The 16280-nt window shown below is 68.7% G+C and carries 15 protein-coding genes; 7 read left to right on the top strand and 8 right to left on the bottom strand.

What is annotated here, in order from left to right; translation table 11 throughout:
- Positions 1 to 25 precede the first annotated feature (25 nt).
- The 3 genes from ABID77_RS13970 to ABID77_RS13980 form a co-directional block, all read right to left on the bottom strand.
- Positions 26 to 535, bottom strand: a complete 510-nt coding sequence (locus tag ABID77_RS13970; protein ID WP_429596773.1) for a flavin reductase family protein — start codon at positions 533 to 535, stop codon at positions 26 to 28.
- A 227-nt stretch (positions 536 to 762) separates the two neighbouring features.
- Complete coding sequence (locus ABID77_RS13975) at positions 763 to 1992, bottom strand: nucleoside recognition domain-containing protein (protein ID WP_429596776.1); 1230 nt, start codon at positions 1990 to 1992, stop codon at positions 763 to 765.
- A gap of 22 nt (positions 1993 to 2014) precedes the next feature.
- Positions 2015 to 2821, bottom strand: a complete 807-nt coding sequence (locus ABID77_RS13980) for a metallophosphoesterase (protein WP_429596779.1) — start codon at positions 2819 to 2821, stop codon at positions 2015 to 2017.
- A gap of 153 nt (positions 2822 to 2974) precedes the next feature.
- Here ABID77_RS13980 and ABID77_RS13985 point away from each other — a divergent pair, with 153 nt between their 5' ends.
- A complete protein-coding gene (locus tag ABID77_RS13985) occupies positions 2975 to 3151 on the top strand; it encodes a hypothetical protein (RefSeq protein WP_429596782.1) in 177 nt (58 codons plus the stop codon).
- A 31-nt stretch (positions 3152 to 3182) separates the two neighbouring features.
- On the opposite strand, the gene ABID77_RS13990 is transcribed toward ABID77_RS13985, so the two are convergent.
- The gene (locus ABID77_RS13990; protein WP_429596785.1) at positions 3183 to 4172 is read right to left on the bottom strand and encodes a LysR family transcriptional regulator; all 990 of its coding nucleotides are present in this window, start codon (positions 4170 to 4172) and stop codon (positions 3183 to 3185) included.
- A 116-nt stretch (positions 4173 to 4288) separates the two neighbouring features.
- On the opposite strand from ABID77_RS13990, the gene ABID77_RS13995 reads away from it, so the two are divergent.
- On the top strand, positions 4289 to 4834 hold the full coding sequence (locus ABID77_RS13995; protein WP_429596788.1) for a hypothetical protein: 546 nt from the start codon (positions 4289 to 4291) through the stop codon (positions 4832 to 4834).
- Positions 4835 to 4963: 129 nt separating this feature from the next.
- Here the strand turns inward: ABID77_RS13995 and ABID77_RS14000 are convergent, their stop codons facing one another.
- From ABID77_RS14000 to ABID77_RS14010, 3 genes are all read right to left on the bottom strand, one after another.
- Positions 4964 to 6832: a phosphoenolpyruvate carboxykinase (GTP) gene (locus ABID77_RS14000; protein ID WP_429596791.1), complete on the bottom strand. Its 1869-nt coding sequence runs from the start codon at positions 6830 to 6832 to the stop codon at positions 4964 to 4966.
- A 255-nt stretch (positions 6833 to 7087) separates the two neighbouring features.
- On the bottom strand, positions 7088 to 7240 hold the full coding sequence (locus ABID77_RS14005) for a hypothetical protein (protein ID WP_429596794.1): 153 nt from the start codon (positions 7238 to 7240) through the stop codon (positions 7088 to 7090).
- A gap of 147 nt (positions 7241 to 7387) precedes the next feature.
- Positions 7388 to 8590 (bottom strand): threonine ammonia-lyase, encoded by a 1203-nt coding sequence (locus tag ABID77_RS14010; RefSeq protein ID WP_429596796.1) that lies wholly within the window; start codon positions 8588 to 8590, stop codon positions 7388 to 7390.
- Positions 8591 to 8673: 83 nt separating this feature from the next.
- On the opposite strand from ABID77_RS14010, the gene ABID77_RS14015 reads away from it, so the two are divergent.
- Positions 8674 to 11001, top strand: a complete 2328-nt coding sequence (locus ABID77_RS14015) for an ATP-binding protein (RefSeq protein WP_429596799.1) — start codon at positions 8674 to 8676, stop codon at positions 10999 to 11001.
- A gap of 22 nt (positions 11002 to 11023) precedes the next feature.
- On the opposite strand, the gene recQ is transcribed toward ABID77_RS14015, so the two are convergent.
- Positions 11024 to 12928 (bottom strand): DNA helicase RecQ, encoded by a 1905-nt coding sequence (recQ, locus tag ABID77_RS14020; RefSeq protein WP_429597326.1) that lies wholly within the window; start codon positions 12926 to 12928, stop codon positions 11024 to 11026.
- Positions 12929 to 13170: 242 nt separating this feature from the next.
- Here recQ and ABID77_RS14025 point away from each other — a divergent pair, with 242 nt between their 5' ends.
- From ABID77_RS14025 to ABID77_RS14040, 4 genes are all read left to right on the top strand, one after another.
- Positions 13171 to 14172 carry a M35 family metallo-endopeptidase gene (locus tag ABID77_RS14025; RefSeq protein WP_429596802.1) on the top strand — a complete coding sequence of 334 codons (1002 nt, stop codon included), beginning with the start codon at positions 13171 to 13173 and terminating at the stop codon, positions 14170 to 14172.
- A 31-nt stretch (positions 14173 to 14203) separates the two neighbouring features.
- On the top strand, positions 14204 to 14581 hold the full coding sequence (locus ABID77_RS14030) for a hypothetical protein (RefSeq protein WP_429596805.1): 378 nt from the start codon (positions 14204 to 14206) through the stop codon (positions 14579 to 14581).
- 91 nt (positions 14582 to 14672) lie between these two features.
- A complete protein-coding gene (locus ABID77_RS14035) occupies positions 14673 to 14948 on the top strand; it encodes a hypothetical protein (RefSeq protein ID WP_429596808.1) in 276 nt (91 codons plus the stop codon).
- A 231-nt stretch (positions 14949 to 15179) separates the two neighbouring features.
- The gene (locus tag ABID77_RS14040) at positions 15180 to 16271 is read left to right on the top strand and encodes a homocysteine S-methyltransferase family protein (protein WP_429596811.1); all 1092 of its coding nucleotides are present in this window, start codon (positions 15180 to 15182) and stop codon (positions 16269 to 16271) included.
- Positions 16272 to 16280: the final 9 nt, after the last annotated feature.

A 16280-nucleotide genomic window follows, 5' to 3' on the forward strand; every position in this document is an offset into this window, starting at 1 on the left:
CCGGCGACGGCGCGGCGATCCGCCGCTAGATCAGCCGCTCGGTGTAGAAGCGCCCGCCGTGATAGAGCAGCGGCGCCGCGCCCTCGCGGTGCGCGCAGCGCTCGACCTCGCCGACGAAGATGACGTGGTCGCCCTCGTCGTAGCGGCTGCGGTTGAAGCACTCGAAGGTCGCGACGCAGCCGGCGATCACCGGCGCTCCGCTCGCGCCCTCGGTGAACGCGACGTTCAGCCAGCGATCGGTCTTCTTCTGCGCGAACTGCTCGGCCAGGTCCTTCTGATCGGCCGCGAGGATGTTGATCGCGTAGTGCGAACCCGCGCCGAGCGCCGGCATCGAGCTCGAACTGCGCGCCAGGCTCCACAGCACCAGCGGCGGTTCCAGGGAGACCGAGTTGAACGAGCTGGCCGTCAGCCCGACCAGCGCGCCCTCGGCCGTGCGCATGGTGACGATGGTCACGCCCGTGGCGAACATGCCCAGCGCCTGGCGGAATTCAGGGGCCGAGAAGGAGGGCGGCCGGGCCCGGGCGGGAGGTTTCACGGAGAAGCGGGGAGGGAAGAAGGCGGAGACACATTTTGGCCGATCGGGCGCGTCCGCCCCGTCGCGCGGATTTCCGATGACCGCCCCTTTTCCACCCACAGTTCACGAAACCGGCACGGCCCAGGTCAGGGACACCGCGGAACCGGCTTCGCCGGGCCGCCGGTGTCGCACCCGTAAGGGGAGGGCGTTGCTACGCGCAGCGAGCAAGCCTGGGGGCGAGGCCGGTCCTAGCCGAAGAACCAGTAGCAGACGGCGATCGCCGCCACCACGCCCGCCAGCTCGGCCAGCAGCGCGCAGGCCACCGCGTGGCGCGCGCGCTGGATGCCGACGGCGCCGAAGTACACCGCCAGCACGTAGAACGTGGTTTCGGTGCTGCCCTGGATGACGGCCGCGGCGAGCGCCGGGAAGCTGTCGACGCCCTGGGTCTTCATGGTCTCGATGAGCATCGCGCGCGCCGCGCTGCCGGAGAACGGCTTGACCAGCGCGGTCGGCAATGCGTCGACGAAGCGCGCGTCCCAGCCGGTCTGCGCCACCAGCCAGCGGATGCCGCCCAGCGCGACGTCGAGCGCGCCCGAGGCCCGCAACACGCCCACCGCGCACAGCATCGCCACCAGGTAGGGCAGCAGATGCCTGGCGACGTCGAAGCCTTCCTTGGCGCCCTCGATGAAGGCGTCGTAGACCCGCACGCGGCGCAGCGCCCCCGCGACCAGGAAGGCGACGATCATCCCGAACAGCGCCAGGTTGCCCAGCAGCGACGACAGCGCCGCCAGCGCCGCGGCCGACAGCGTGGCCAGCAGCGCCATGAAGCCGCCCAGCGCCAGCGCCAGCGGCAGCAGGTAGGCCAGCACCACCGGGTCCCACAGCCGCAGGCGCTGCACCAGCGCCACCGACAGCAGCCCGACCAGGGTCGAGGCGCTGGTGGCCAGCAGGATCGGCAGGAACACCAGCGTCGGGTCCGGCGCGCCCTGCTGCGCGCGGTACATGAAGATGGTCACCGGCAGCAGGGTCAGCGAGGACGCGTTGAGCACCAGGAACAGGATCTGCGCGTTGCTCGCGGCCTCGGGGCGCGGGTTGAGCGTCTGCAGCTCGCGCATCGCCTTCAGGCCGATCGGCGTGGCCGCGTTGTCCAGCCCCAATGCGTTGGCCGCGAAGTTCATGGTGATGAGGCCGAGCGCCGGATGGCCCGCCGGCACCTCCGGCATCAGGCGCCGGAACAGCGGGCCGAGCAGGCGCGCGAGCCACGCCACCAGCCCGGCGGCCTCGGCGATGCGCAGCAGCCCGAGCCACAGCGTCAGCGTGCCGAACAGCAGCACCATGATCTCCACCGCCAGCCGCGCCATCGCGAACAGGCTCTCGACGATGGCGGCGAAGACGGCCGGATCGCCACCGATCAGCCAGCGTCCCAGCGCGGCGAGCGCGGCGATCAGGAAGAAACCCAGCCAGAGGCCGTTGAGCATGTCGAAGTCTCCCGGGCGCGTTTCAGCGGATGTCGATCAGGCGGTCGGGCCGGAACGCGTCCTGCTCGCCCTTGGACGCGTAGCCCAGCGGGTTGGCGATCACGCGGCAACCGTCCTTCACGTAGTCGAAGGCGCAGTGCAGGTGGCCGTGGAACCAGAAGTCCGCGTGCGGCAGCAGCTCGTCGAACGAGTTGCAGAAGCCCGCCGTGCCCGGGCGCAGGCCGTAGCGTGGGTCGGCGCTGGCCAGCGTGGGCGCGAAATGGGTGACGACCACGGTGGTGCCGTCGAAGGGCGCCGCCAGCGCCTCGCGCAGCCAAGCCTCGCACGCCAGCGCGCGCTCGCGCAGCTGCTCGGCCAGGAAGGGCACGCCCGCGCGGGTGGCGGCGGCCTTCTCCAGGTAGAAGTTGGCCGCCCGCATCGCCTTGCCGCGCTTCTTCAGGCGCTGCGCCGGGTCGTCGCCGGGATCGGCCAGCGCGTCGAAGTCGGCCCACAGCGTGGTGCCGACGAAGCGCACGCCCTCGCGCACCACCGTCTCGCGTTCGAGCCAGCCGATGTCCAGTTCATCGCACAGCGCGCGCAGGCGACCGTCGCGCTCGTCGACGTCGGCGCCGTCGTACTCGTGGTTGCCCGGCACGTAGAGCACCGGCGTCGGCCAGCCGTGCCGGGGTGAGAAGCGTCCCAGGCCGAAGTCGGGCGTCTCCAGCCGCGAGCCCTGCTGGTAGGAGCCGATGTCGCCGGCCAGCACGAGCAGGTCGGCGCCCGGCGCGGGCGCGACGAACAGGTGGGGATGCGACTCCAGATGGAGATCGGAGAGGAGCTGGACCTTCATGGACGCAGTCTAGGGTGTGACGGAATGGGCATCGCGGCCGTTCGCGGAATGACGTTATGCAGGAAGCGCATCGAATGAGGCCCTTGTGGATTAGGGATAACCCTTAATCTAGGGATCTCCTCCACCACAGCGCAGCCCAGGGCTCGCCCGATCATGTTCTCCCGTCTGATGGCCCAAGCGGCCCGTTTCTTCGATGCTTCCTCCTCCGACGTGCCCGCCAGCCCGGCCGCCACGCTGATGGAGAACGCCGACTTCCGCGCCGGGCTCGACGCCCGGCACGCGCAGGACCTGCGCGTCGCCGCCAGCGCCTGGCTGCGCGTGGTGCGCTGAGCGCGCCACTTCCACCGCGAGCGTCGCCGCTTCATTCCGGCACGCCGGACACGTCGTCCGACAGCACCGAGCGCGCGAACGCCGCGCCCGCCGCCCGGATCAGCGCATCGCGCAGCCACTGGTGCGCGTGGCCGTGCTGGGCCCGGCGGTGCCACAGGGCGTCGACGTGCACCAACGGCTGGTCGAAGGGCAGGTCGCGCAGCACCAGTTGCTCGTCGATGCCCGTGACGCTCACGAAATGGCGCGGCAGCACCGTCAGCAGGTTCGAGTTGGCCACCACCCGGCCGGCCGTGAAGAACTGGTTGACCGTGATCACGATGCGCCGCGTGCGCCCCAGCGTGTCGAGCGTCTGGTCGATGAAGCCGTAGGGCCGGCCGGAAAAGCTCACCAGCAGGTGGCGCGCGGCGCAGAAGTCGTCGAGCGTGAGCGGCCCTTCCGCCAGCGGATGGCCGCGCCGCATCACGCACACGTACTGGCCCACGTACAGGCGCTGGGTCTCGAAGGGCACCGCCACGCCCGACTGGCCGCGCGCCGTCAGGCTGGCGATGACGGCCGGGAAGTAGCCCACCGCCATGTCGGCGCCCTCGTTCTCCAGCAGCTGGCGCGGATCGCGCGTGGTCAGCGGCACCACGCGCATCGAGATCGCGGGCGCCTCGGCCTGGGCGATCTGCACCAGGCCCGGGATCAGCTCGGCCGCGGTGGCGTCGGCCATGGCCAGCACGAAGGTGGTGTCGGCGACGGCGGCGTCGAAGGCGTTCGGCGCCAGCGTGTGCTGCAGCTGCAGCAGGGCGTCGCGCACCGCCGGCCATAGCGCGAGCGCGCGCGGCGTGGGCTCGATGCCCGCGCCCGCACGGCGCACCAGGTCGTCGCCCAGCACCTCGCGCAGGCGCCGCAGGGCGTTGCTCACGGCCGGCTGGGTCAGCGAGAGGTTGCGCGCGGCGCGGGTCAGGTTGCGCTCGGCCATGACCTCGTCGAAGACGCGCAGCAGGTTCAGGTCCAGCGTGCGAAAGTTGACATCCATCATCCTGGTGAATGATATCCATCATGAATCTAAAGTGGATAGGCACTAGGGTAACCCCTAATATCACCCCATCGGCACTCGCCAACCACCGTCTAACTCCACCGAAGGGACGCACCATGACCAGCTTTGTCCACGTCGACCAACCCACCGAACACCCCGGCGTCAGCCGCGCCGAGGCCGCCATCTCGGAAATCCGCAACACCCGCCTCGACACCGTCGGCGCCGCCGGCCTCGTGGCCCTGCTGCTGTCCGTGATCGTCGCCGCCCTCGTGGTGGGCGCCGACCACCTCGCCGACAGCCTCGAGGACGGCGGCCTGCTGGCCGGCTGGCTCGTGATGTGGGCCGTGGTCTTCGTCGTGCTGGCGCTCGTCGCCACCCGCGTCGGCGCCCAGGTCACCCGTGCCCGCGCCGGCTGGAACGCCTACGCGCAGCGCCGCGCCGCGGCCGCCGCCGACGCCAAGTTCCTGGCCTACGCCCGCTACGACACCCGCGTCATGCAGGAACTGCAGGCCGCCACGACGCGCCACGAAGCCTCGCAGAGCGCCGCCCTGGTGCCGGCCCGCGAACTGGCCCGCCAGCTCGTCGCCGAGCGCTCGGCCGCCGCCGAAGTGCCCACGCTGTACGAAGCCATGCGCCGCGTGAACCTCGGCAAGTACTACTGAGCCGAACCGCGACACGGGGACGCCGCAGCGCAGTGAGCCCCAACGCAAAAAGCCCCGCATCGCGGGGCTTTTTGCGTTGGGGCGTTCGTTCGAGCGAGGCGACCGCCCGGACGGTCGCCCCGGAGACGATCAGGCCGCCAGCCGTTCCTCGATCGCCGCCTTGGTGGCCGGCAGCTCGGCGGGCAGGTGGTGCGCCAGCTGCGCGAACAGCTCGTCGTGCAGCTTCAGCTCGGCCTCCCAGGCCGGCCGGTCCATGCTGGTGACGGATTCGAACTGCTCGGCGCTGAAGTCCAGGCCGGTCCAGGTCAGGTCGTCGTAGCGCGGCGAGACGCCGAAGACGTGGTCGGCGCCCGAGGCCTTGCCCTCGATGCGGTCGATCATCCACTCGAGCACGCGCATGTTCTCGCCGTAGCCGGGCCAGACGAACTTGCCGTCGGCGCCCTTCCTGAACCAGTTGGTGGTGTAGATCTTCGGCAGCGTGGCGCCGGCGGCCTCAAGCTTCTTGCCCAGGTCGAGCCAGTGCTGGAAGTAGTCGCTCATGTTGTAGCCCATGAACGGCAGCATGGCGAAGGGGTCGCGGCGCACCACGCCGGCCTGGCCGGTGGCCGCGGCGGTGGTCTCCGAGCCCATGGTCGCGGCCATGTAGACGCCCTCGACCCAGTCGCGCGCCTCCGTCACCAGCGGCACGGTGGTCGAGCGGCGGCCGCCGAAGATGAAGGCGTCGATCTTCACGCCGGCCGGATCGTCCCAGGCCTCGTCGAGCGCGGGGTTGTTGGTCGCGGCGACGGTGAAGCGGGCGTTGGGGTGCGCGGCCTTGGCGCCGGTTTCCTTGGCGATGGCGGGCGTCCAGTCCTTGCCCTGCCAGTCGATCAGGTGGGCTGGCAGCGCCTTGCCTTCGACATCCTGTTCCATGCCTTCCCACCACACGTCGCCGTCGTCCGTCAGCGCGACGTTGGTGAAGATCACGCCCTCGTCGAGGCTGCGCATGCAGTTCGGGTTGGTGGTGTGGTTGGTACCGGGCGCGACGCCGAAGTAGCCGGCTTCCGGATTGATGGCGCGCAGCGAACCGTCGGCCTGCGGCTTGATCCAGGCGATGTCGTCGCCGATGGTCGTGACCTTCCAGCCCTCGAAGCCGGCCGGCGGCACGAGCATCGAGAAGTTGGTCTTGCCGCAGGCGCTCGGGAACGCGGCGGCGACGTGGTATTTCCGGCCCTCGGGATTGGTCACGCCCAGGATCAGCATGTGCTCGGCCAGCCAGCCCTCGTCGCGGGCCATGGTCGAGGCGATGCGCAGGGCGAAGCACTTCTTGCCCAGCAGCGCGTTGCCGCCGTAGCCCGAGCCGTAGCTCCAGATCTCGCGCGTCTCGGGGTAGTGGACGATGTACTTGGTCTTGTTGCAGGGCCAGGCCACGTCCTTCTGACCCGGCTGCAGCGGCGCGCCCACGGTGTGGACGCAGGGCACGAACTCGCCCTCGGTGCCCAGCACGTCGTACACGGCGCGGCCCATGCGGGTCATGATCTTCATGTTGACGGCCACGTACGGGCTGTCGGAGAGCTCGATGCCGACGTGGGCGATGGGCGAGCCCAGCGGTCCCATCGAGAACGGCACGACGTACATCGTGCGGCCTTCCATGCAGCCGTCGAACAGCGGCTGCAGGGTGGCGCGCATCTGGTCGGGCGCCATCCAGTTGTTGGTCGGGCCGGCGTGCTCCTTCTCGGCCGAGCAGATGTAGGTGCGGTCCTCGACGCGGGCCACGTCGCTCGGATCGGACGATGCGAGGTAGGAGTTCGGACGCTTCGTCGCGTCGAGCTTCCTGAAGGTGCCGGCCTCGACCAGCTGGCGGCACAGGGCGTCGTACTCGGCATCGCTGCCGTCGCACCAGTGGATGCGGTCGGGGCGGCACAGGGCGGCCATGTCGGCCACCCAGGCGATCAGCCCGGCATGCTTGACGTAGGAGGGGGCCTGGAGGGTCAGGCCCCTCATCACGGGTTCGTTCATCGCTGGAATCTCCGGAGTTGAAAAATCGTCTTTTTCAGCGGGGCTCGGGCGCCGGGAGCGCGAAGGGCCGCTGGAGAAAACGTCTTTCCTACGGAAACGAGAACTGAAGCCTTTGGTTTTACCGACCTTACCCATCTCGGCGCGGTCGGTCACGCGGGATGGCCTGGGGTGTGCCTGTCCGGACGTGTGAAATTCCCGCAATCGGCGGGTGCCGCCGTGGCGCGGTCGGCGGGCGAGGGACCCGCCAGGGGGTCGTCAGGCCAGGAAGACGGCGATGGAGGCGAGCAGCAGCATCAGCACGCCGCCCACGATCGGCAGCACGATCGGCATCAGCGGCACGATCGACTCGACGGCGTCTTTCTCGACGATGGCGTCGTGGCCGGGCTCGACGGGGGTGGGGGTGGACATCGGGAGATTCCTTCGGGTTCGCAAGAGTCGGGGCATTCTAAGGAGCGATGCCGGCGCGCCGCCCCCGGGTATCGCCCCATGCCGGCACGCGCGACAAGGTCATCCGCTTCGGAGGAATCCGGAAGTCGTTCGACCCGGCGTCGCGCCTCAGTGCTGTTCCTCGGCCTCGAAACCGGCCGCGTGCAGGGCGTCCAGCACGGTGGCCAGGTGCGCGCGGCCGCGGGTCTGCAGCACCAGTTCGATCTCCACGTTCTGCGCCGCCAGCATGGTGAAGGCGCGCTGGTGGTGCACCTCGTCGATGTTGGCGCCGGCCTCGGCCACGGTGGCCGTGATGCGCGCGAGCATGCCCGGCACGTCGCGCGCGCTCACGCGCAGGCGGGCGAGGCGACCGGCGCGCACCATGCCGCGCTCGATGATGGCGGCCAGCAGTAGCGGGTCGATGTTGCCGCCCGAGAGCACCAGCCCGACCCGCTTGCCCCGGAAGCGCTCGGGGTGACGCAGCAGCGCGGCCAGGCCGGCGGCGCCGGCGCCCTCGACCAGCGTCTTCTCGATCTCCAGCAGCATCAGCACGGCCTGCTCGATGTCGCCCTCGTCGACCAGCAGCAGGTCGTCGACGTGCCCCCTGATGATGGCCAGGGTGCGCTCGCCGGGCGTGCCCACGGCGATGCCCTCGGCGATGGTGCTGGTGCCCAGGGCGTGCTGCGTGCCGTGCACGGCGTTGACCATCGTCGGAAAGCGCATCGTCTGCACGCCGACGATCTCGATGTCCGGCCGGCGCGAGCGTGCCGCGACCGCCATCCCCGCGATCAGCCCGCCGCCGCCCACCGACACCACCAGCGCGTCGAGGTCGGGCACGGCGTCGAGCATCTCCAGCGCCACGGTGCCCTGGCCGGCGATGATCTCGTCGTCGTCGTAGGGATGGACGAAGGCCAGGCCCTCGCGCTCGGCCAGCGCGAAGGCGTGGGCGCGGGCGGCGTCGAGGGTGTCGCCGTGGAGCACCACCTCGGCGCCGAAGCCGCGCGTGCGCTCGATCTTCACCCCCGGCGTGAAGCGCGGCATGACGATCAGCGCCCGCACGCCCAGGCGCTGCGCGTGGTAGGCCACGCCCTGGGCGTGGTTGCCGGCCGACATGGCGATCACGCCGCGCGTCGGGTTTTCCGTGGTCAGCTCGACGAGCTTGTTGCAGGCGCCGCGCTCCTTGAACGAGGCGGTGAACTGGAGGTTCTCGAACTTCAGGAAGACCTGGGCGCCGACGATGTCCGAGAGCGTGCGCGATTCGACACACGGCGTCGCCAGAATCTGTCCGCGCAGGCGCTCGGCGGCATGCTCGATGTCTTGGATCTGGATCATCCGGGACATTGTGGCGTCTCTTCCCGGAACCCATGGTCTGCGTTATGGTCGCGCTGAATTCCCTAATAGCTGGAGGTTGTCCGATGGTCAAGCGTTCCGGGGTCGACATGGCGGCCGCGCCTTCGCGCGGGCAGGCGCTGCCGTCGCCCGGCCTCAAGGAAGCGCCGGTGCTGGAGCTGATGTGTTCGCACTTCGTGCTCACGCTCGCGGCCAAGCAGGGTCCGCGCTTCAACGTGCGCCGCGACCTCAACGGCCTGCTGTCGCTGGCCGGCCGCCACCTGGTCTGGCCGGCGCAGGTGCTGCAGCGGCTGCGCGAGTTCCTGGGGCGGCGCTGCGCCGGCAACGAGGTCTGGAAGGGCGTCGAGCACTTCGACGGCCGCACGCTGCTGGAGCGCCACGGCGTCTGGCGCGGCCCCTACGAGGAAGGCACGCTCTTCTTCTATCTCGACGAATACGCCAAGGACCAGCCCAAGGACCTGCTGGCCGTGCTCTCGGTCACGCGCGACTGGCTGACCAACGCATTGCGCAAGCAGTCGACCCTGGTCGAGAAGAACATCGACGCGCTCGCCGGCCTGCTGCAACTCAACAAGGCCGAGCGGGCGCTGCTGCTCTACGGCACCCTGGCGCGCTACCAGCGCGACCTGCGCTCGCTGCTGGTGGAGTTCAAGGTCAACAACGCCCCGGAGGCCTACGCCGCCATCGCCGAGGTGGCCGGCGTGCCCGCCAGCGACGTGGGCGAGGCCCTGCGCGCGGGCTCGCGGCTCGAACGCATCGGGCTGATCGAGAACCTGATCTCCGAGCACAACATCACCGACCTGGCCGACCTGATGAAGGTCAGCGAGAAGCTGCCGCCGGTGCTCATGCGCGAGTACCGCGACCAGAGCGAGCTGATGGCCGTGTTCACGCGACCCTCGGCCAAGAGCACGCTCACGCCGGAGGACTTCTCCTTCGCCGCCGAGGACACGCACATGCTCGTCACGCTGCTGCGCGCGGCCGTCGCGCGCAAGGAGCCGGGCGTCAACGTGCTGCTCTACGGGCCGCCGGGCACCGGCAAGACCGAGCTGGCCAAGGTGGTGGCGCAGGCCGCCGGGCTCGACCTGTTCGAGGTCGAGTACGCCGACCGCGACGGCAACTCGCTCTCCGGGCGCGACCGCTACCGCTCGCTGCAGATCGCGCAGGTGTTCCTCAAGGGCAGCGCGCAGGCGGCGCTGCTGTTCGACGAGGTCGAGGACGTGTTCCCGCCGATCAGCACCGAGGCCGCGCAGTTCATGGCGCGCGCCGACCAGGTGCCCTCGCCGCCGAGCGGCAGCGTCAGCGGCAAGGCCTGGGTCAACCAGATCCTCGAATCCAACGCCGTGCCCACGCTGTGGGTCACCAACCGCATCGAGCAGATCGACCCGGCGTTCCGCCGCCGCTTCGCCTACCACCTGGAGTTGAAGTCGCCGCCGCCCGGCGCGCGCGAGCAGCTGGTGAAAAAGACGCTCGAGGGCGTGGTCGTCTCCGACGCCTTCACCGCCAAGCTCGCCGGCCGCAAGGGCCTGACGCCGGCGCAGATCCGTACGGCGGTGCGCTTCGCGGTGCTGGCGCGCACCGACGACGACGCCTCGGTCGAGGGCCTGATCGAGCGCCAGCTGCGCAACGCCGACCTCGCCCTGGGCACCACCGACCGCCAGGCCGGCGAGCGCCGCGCCGTGACGACCTACGACCTCGACATGCTCAACGTCGAGACGCGCTTCGAGATCCCGCGCATCGTCGAGGCGTTGCGCGCGCGCGGCCACGGCACGCTGTGCTTCTACGGCGCGCCGGGCACCGGCAAGACCGCGCTGGCCGAGCACATCGCGCGTGCCATCGACCGACCGCTGATCGTCAAGCAGGCCAGCGACCTGATGAGCAAGTACGTCGGCGAGACCGAGCAGAACATGGCCGCCATGTTCCGCGAGGCCGAGGCCGAGCGCGCCGTGCTGCTGCTCGACGAGGCCGACAGCTTCCTGCAGGACCGGCGCGGCGCGCAGCGCACCTACGAGGTCACCGAGGTCAACGAGATGCTCCAGGGCATGGAGCGCTTCGACGGCATCTTCGTGTGCACCACCAACCTGCTCGACCGCCTCGACCAGGCGGCGCTGCGCCGCTTCACCTTCAAGATCAGGTTCATGCCGCTGACCGCGCCGCAGCGCGAGCGCATGTTCGCCACCGAGGCGCTCGCGGGCGACGCGGCGCTCCTGACTGGCGAGCTGCGCGCCCGGCTGGCCAGGCTCGACCAGCTCTGCCCCGGCGACTTCGCCGCCGTCAAGCGCCAGACCGACATCCTCGCGGCCGAGTTCTCGGCCGCCGAATTCCTCGATCAGCTCGAGGCCGAGCACCGCATCAAGCCGGAGGTGCGGGAGGCGCGGGGGATGGGGTTCGTGCAGTAGCGCGTCGTCGCCGTGGCGATGCTCACTGGTTCGCGCACGCCCGCAGCACCTCCACCCCGTACTTCTCCAGCTTCGTCACCCCGATCCCGCTGACGCCCTGCAGGTCGGCCAGGGTGGCGGGGGCGCGCTGGGCGATGGCGGCGAGGGTGGCGTCGTGGAAGATGACGTAGGCGGGCAGGTTGCCTTCGCGCGCCACCTCGGCGCGCCAAGCCTTGAGGGCGGCGAAGCGCTGCTGGGCGGCGGCGTCGAGTCCTTCGGCCGCCGGCGACGGCGCGCCGCGCGCGATCCGTTCGCGGCGCACCCGACCGCCCGACGAAGCGCCGCGCCCGGCCGGCGCCGACACCGATTCGCGCAATGCGACGCGCGCCTCGCCCTTGAGCACGGCGCGCGAGGCGTCGGTCAGCCGCAGGGTGTTGAAGTGCTGCGTGTCGACCGCCACCGCGCCGATGGCGATGAGCTGGCGCAGCACGCCGCGCAGCTGCACCTCGCTGAATTCCGCGCCGATGCCGAAGGTGCTGACCTGCTCGTGATCGAACTGCTTGACCTTCTCGGTCGCCTTGCCGCGCAGGATGTCCATGATGTGCCCGGCGCCGAAGCTGATGCCGCTGCTCTGCTGCACCCGGTAGATGGTGGAGAGCAGCTTGCGCGCGGCGTCCGTGGCGTCCCAGACCGCCGGCGGCTCCAGGCAGTTGTCGCAGTTGCCGCAGGGCGTGCTGTGCTCGCCGAAGTAGGCCAGCAGCCGCACGCGCCGGCAGTCGGTGGCCTCGGCCAGCGCCAGCAGGGCGTCGAGCTTGCCGCGCATGACCTGCTTGAAGTCCTCGCCGGCCGGGCTCTCGTCGATCATGCGGCGCTGGTTCACCACGTCCTGCAGGCCGTAGACCATCCAGGCATCGGCCGCGGCGCCGTCGCGCCCGGCGCGGCCGGTCTCCTGGTAGTAGCCCTCGATGTTCTTGGGCATGTCGAGGTGCCCGACGAAGCGCACGTCGGGCTTGTCGATGCCCATGCCGAAGGCGATGGTGGCGACGATCACGATGCCGTCCTCGCGCAGGAAGCGGTCCTGGTGCTTCTGGCGCACCGCGGCGTCCAGGCCGGCGTGGTAGGGCAGGGCGTTGACGCCGGCGGCCGCCAGCGCCGCGGCCACCTCCTCGACGCGCTTCCTCGACTGGCAATAGACCACGCCCGCCTCGCCCGCGTGCTCGCGCTCGATGAAGCGCAGCAGCTGCGTGGTGGCGTCCTTCTTCTCGACGATGGTGTAGCGGATGTTCGGGCGATCGAAGCTGCTGACGAACTGGCGCGCCTCCTCCAATTGCAGCCGCTCGACGATGTCGGCGCGCGTGAGGTCGTCGGCCGTGGCGGTCAGGGCGATGCGCGGCACGCCGGCATAGCGCTCGTGCAGCACGGTCAGCGCGCGGTACTCGGGGCGGAAGTCGTGGCCCCACTGGCTCACGCAGTGCGCCTCGTCGATGGCGAACAGGCTGAGCCGGCCTTTCGCGTGCAGGGCGTCGAGCTGCGCCAGGAAGCGCGGCGTGGTCACGCGCTCGGGCGCGGCGTAGAGCAGCGTCACCTCGCCGCTGGCCATGCGCCGCTCCACGTCCTGCGTCTGCGGCCAGTCGAGCGTGGAGTTCAGGAACGCGGCGTCCACGCCGGCCTGGTGCAGCGCGCCGACCTGGTCGTGCATCAATGCGATCAGCGGCGAGACCACCACCGTCACGCCGTGGCCGGCGCGCTGGCGCGCGATCGCCGGGATCTGGTAGCAGAGCGACTTGCCGCCGCCCGTGGGCATCAGCACCAGCGCGTCGCCGCCGTGCGTCACGTGGTCGACGATGGCCGCCTGGGCGCCGCGGAACTGCTCGTACCCGAAGACCTGGTGGAGGATCTCGCGCGGGTCGGTGGAGGAAGAGGTGGAAGGCGAGGCGGACAAGGGAATCGTTGCGTGGCGTGGGGAACGGGCAGGCCGGCCGGGGCCGATTGTCGTCGCCCGTCCTTTCCTCGGGAGCGGGCCGGGTGACTTCGGCCCGATGGGCGCGCGGTCGAGCGCGTGCGGTCCAAAAACAAAATCCGATCCGAGTTTGACGAATCGGCGTTCGGCCCAAGGTCCGCCGAATGAAAAGTTGCGAAAGCAATTTCCCACTGCCCATTCAATTTCCTGTTTAGACAGGGAGCACGAAGATGATGCGGAAGACATGGGTGGTGGGCGACCGGCTTGTTCCGGGTGGCACGGTATTGCCCTATGAGGGGCCCATGATGGATATCCATGGACACCGCGCCGCGCTGATCGGCGGGCGCGTGTATTGCGAAGGTTGCAACAGCGTCGGTCTCATCGCCAAGGCGGGCGGGCCCTACAGGAGCCGGTTTCATGGCGCAGAGATGGCGTTGGAAGGCGACGTGGCGATCTGCCGCTGCCCGGTTCCGCCGCCGCTCGTCTCGATGCTGCCGCATTCGGTGAACTGCGACGACCGCCTGGACGCCGCCGTCGGGGTCTTCGACCCGAGCTTCACTGCGCTGCCCGGCTGGTTTTCCGGCGACATGGAACCGGTCCGGGCGAGCAGCAAGGTGGTCGACGGCTTGGTGAAGCATCCGCCCGAGGCCGAGCAGACGGAGAACATCTGTCCGAACATGACCAACAGGGAGTTCTGCGATCTGGTGCTCGGGCTGCGGGCTGAGGCTGTAAAGATGGTCGAACGACGCTCCAAAGATCTAGAACTCTGGGGTAAGCCTGAAAAGGCTCGAGTCAAGCAATGGTTTGGCACAGACGATGAAAAGACGAGGCAGTACTTGCAAAGCGGACTTTTCAAATGTCTGCACGTGCTTACGGCTCTCACCGGTGACAACTTCGTTCGCTATTCGGAGCAGCTGATGCGCAATGTCGGATGCACACCTTCAGGAAATAAAAAAGGACTGCTCGCCGAGGTCTGCAAGCCAGATATCGCAACCCACACGATCGGCATTGCAATCGAATTCTGTGGCCTTCGCCCTCGATCGGCAGAATCGGACTCGCAGTTGCAGACATTGATCCATGAGGTCACACATTTCGATGGCGTCTTTGGTTCAGTTGACGACATCTATAAAATGAAGGAAAGTCTGGCAATTGCCAATGATACGAGGAGGGCTCTTAAGAATGCGGATAGTTTAGTAGGCTATATCGCATATGGAGTCAGCTATGTTGGATAAACGACTGATTCCTCTTTGCATAGGAATACTGATGGCGGGTTCTGTGCATGCCTGCTCGAGAGCATTCGCCATCGACCTGGATTTTGCGGCAGGCTCCGCCGATCTCGAGAAAACCGAGATCGTGAGATTGACGGCATGGCTCGACAAGTGGCGAACCGTCTTCACTCGTTTCGAGCGCGTCATGGTCGACGGTATCGCGCTCGAAGGCACTCAGGACGCCAAGGCACTTTCGAGGCGTCGCGCGGAAGTCACGACGCGTGCCGTTCGTCAATTGCTCGAGAGCGTGCCGATCTACGAAAGCTCGCATTTGAATTCGCCATTCCCGGCCTTCAAGGGAGGAAACTATGCTGGGATCGATCTGGTGCCTTTTCAGGAGGATCTGCCCGAATGTGGCAAGCCGATCAAGTAGGCGGCCCATTGCACGATTTAAGGCTTTCACTCGGAATGCCAGTGCTGTGCGACGCGGGACAATTACCGCAGCCTGATCGGATAGGTGATGCATGACGAAAAGGCTTATTGCTTTGCTGCTTTGGCTCGCACTGATGCCGAGCGGTGCCCATGCATGTTCGATCGTGATTCAGATCACGCTCGATTTCCCCGCGCAATCTGCTGAACTCGATCGGACCCAGATCATTCGCCTCGCGAATTGGCTGGATCAAGCTCGGAGTTGGTACGAGTATGAGAGCGCTGAAGTCGAAGGTTCATCCAGCACGGAATCACCAGACAGCAAGAACTTGGCGCTGCGAAGGGCAGAGGCCACCGTTCATGCGTCGTAAAGTCTTTACGAGGGCTTGGCCACTCGATCCAGCGGCTATGCTTATTCGCCATCCATACAGTCCCAGCCTCACGCTGCCGTCGTCCAATTGATCATCTCGAATCCTCCGAAATGCGGAGCGACTCCGATCCCTGGCTTCAAACGCTGACGGCGTCGAATGGCAGAGGTAGCGGCAGCGACGGCAGTGGCACCCCCAAGGCAAGGCCATGACGGGCTTTTTACAATCGCGCCCATGAAGCCCGTCGTCTACACCCGCGCCCAGCAGCTCCCCGCCATCCTCGCCGAACGCATCGCCATCCTCGACGGCGCCATGGGCACCATGATCCAGCGCTTCAAGCTCAGCGAGGCGCAGTACCGGGGCGAGGGCTACGACGGTCCGGGCAGCACGGGCGAGCGGTTCACGGACTTCGAGCGCGACGTCAAGGGCAACAACGAACTGCTCTCGCTGACCCGGCCGGACGTCATCCGCGACATCCACGAGGCCTACCTCGCCGCCGGCGCCGACCTGATCGAGACCAACACCTTCGGCGCCACCACCGTCGCGCAGGAGGACTACAAGATGGCGCACCTCGCGCGCGAGATGAACCTCGTCTCCGCCCGGCTCGCCCGCGCCGCCTGCGACAAGTTCAGCACGCCGGACAAGCCGCGCTTCGTCGCCGGCGCCCTCGGCCCGACGCCCAAGACCGCTAGCATCAGCCCCGACGTCAACGACCCCGGCGCCCGCAACGTCGACTTCGAGACCCTGCGCGCGGCCTACTACGAACAGACCGAGGCCCTGGTCGAGGGCGGCGCCGACGTCATCCTGGTCGAGACCATCTTCGACACCCTCAACGCCAAGGCGGCGCTGTTCGCCGTCGACGAGTACTTCGAAGCCAGCGGCGAGCGCCTGCCGATCCTCATCAGCGGCACCGTGACCGACGCCTCCGGCCGCATCCTCAGCGGCCAGACCGTGACCGCCTTCTGGCACAGCGTGCGCCATGCCCAGCCGCTGGCCGTGGGCCTGAACTGCGCGCTCGGTGCCGCACTGATGCGCCCCTACATCCAGGAGCTCGCCCGCGTGGCCGGCGACACCTTCATCAGCTGCTACCCCAACGCCGGGCTGCCCAACCCGATGAGCGACACCGGCTTCGACGAGACGCCCGAGGTCACCTCGCGCCTGCTGCACGAGTTCGCGGCCGACGGTCTGGTCAACATCGTGGGCGGCTGCTGCGGCACCACGCCCGACCACATCGGCGCCATCGGACGCGCGGTCGCGCCGCTGCCGGGGCGCACGATCGGGCGCGGCGTGTTCTACCGCGAGCCGGACGAGGCACCGGTCGCCTGACTACCGGAC

Source organism: Variovorax sp. PvP013 (assembly GCF_050435945.1).
Taxonomy (GTDB): Bacteria; Pseudomonadota; Gammaproteobacteria; order Burkholderiales; family Burkholderiaceae_C; genus Variovorax.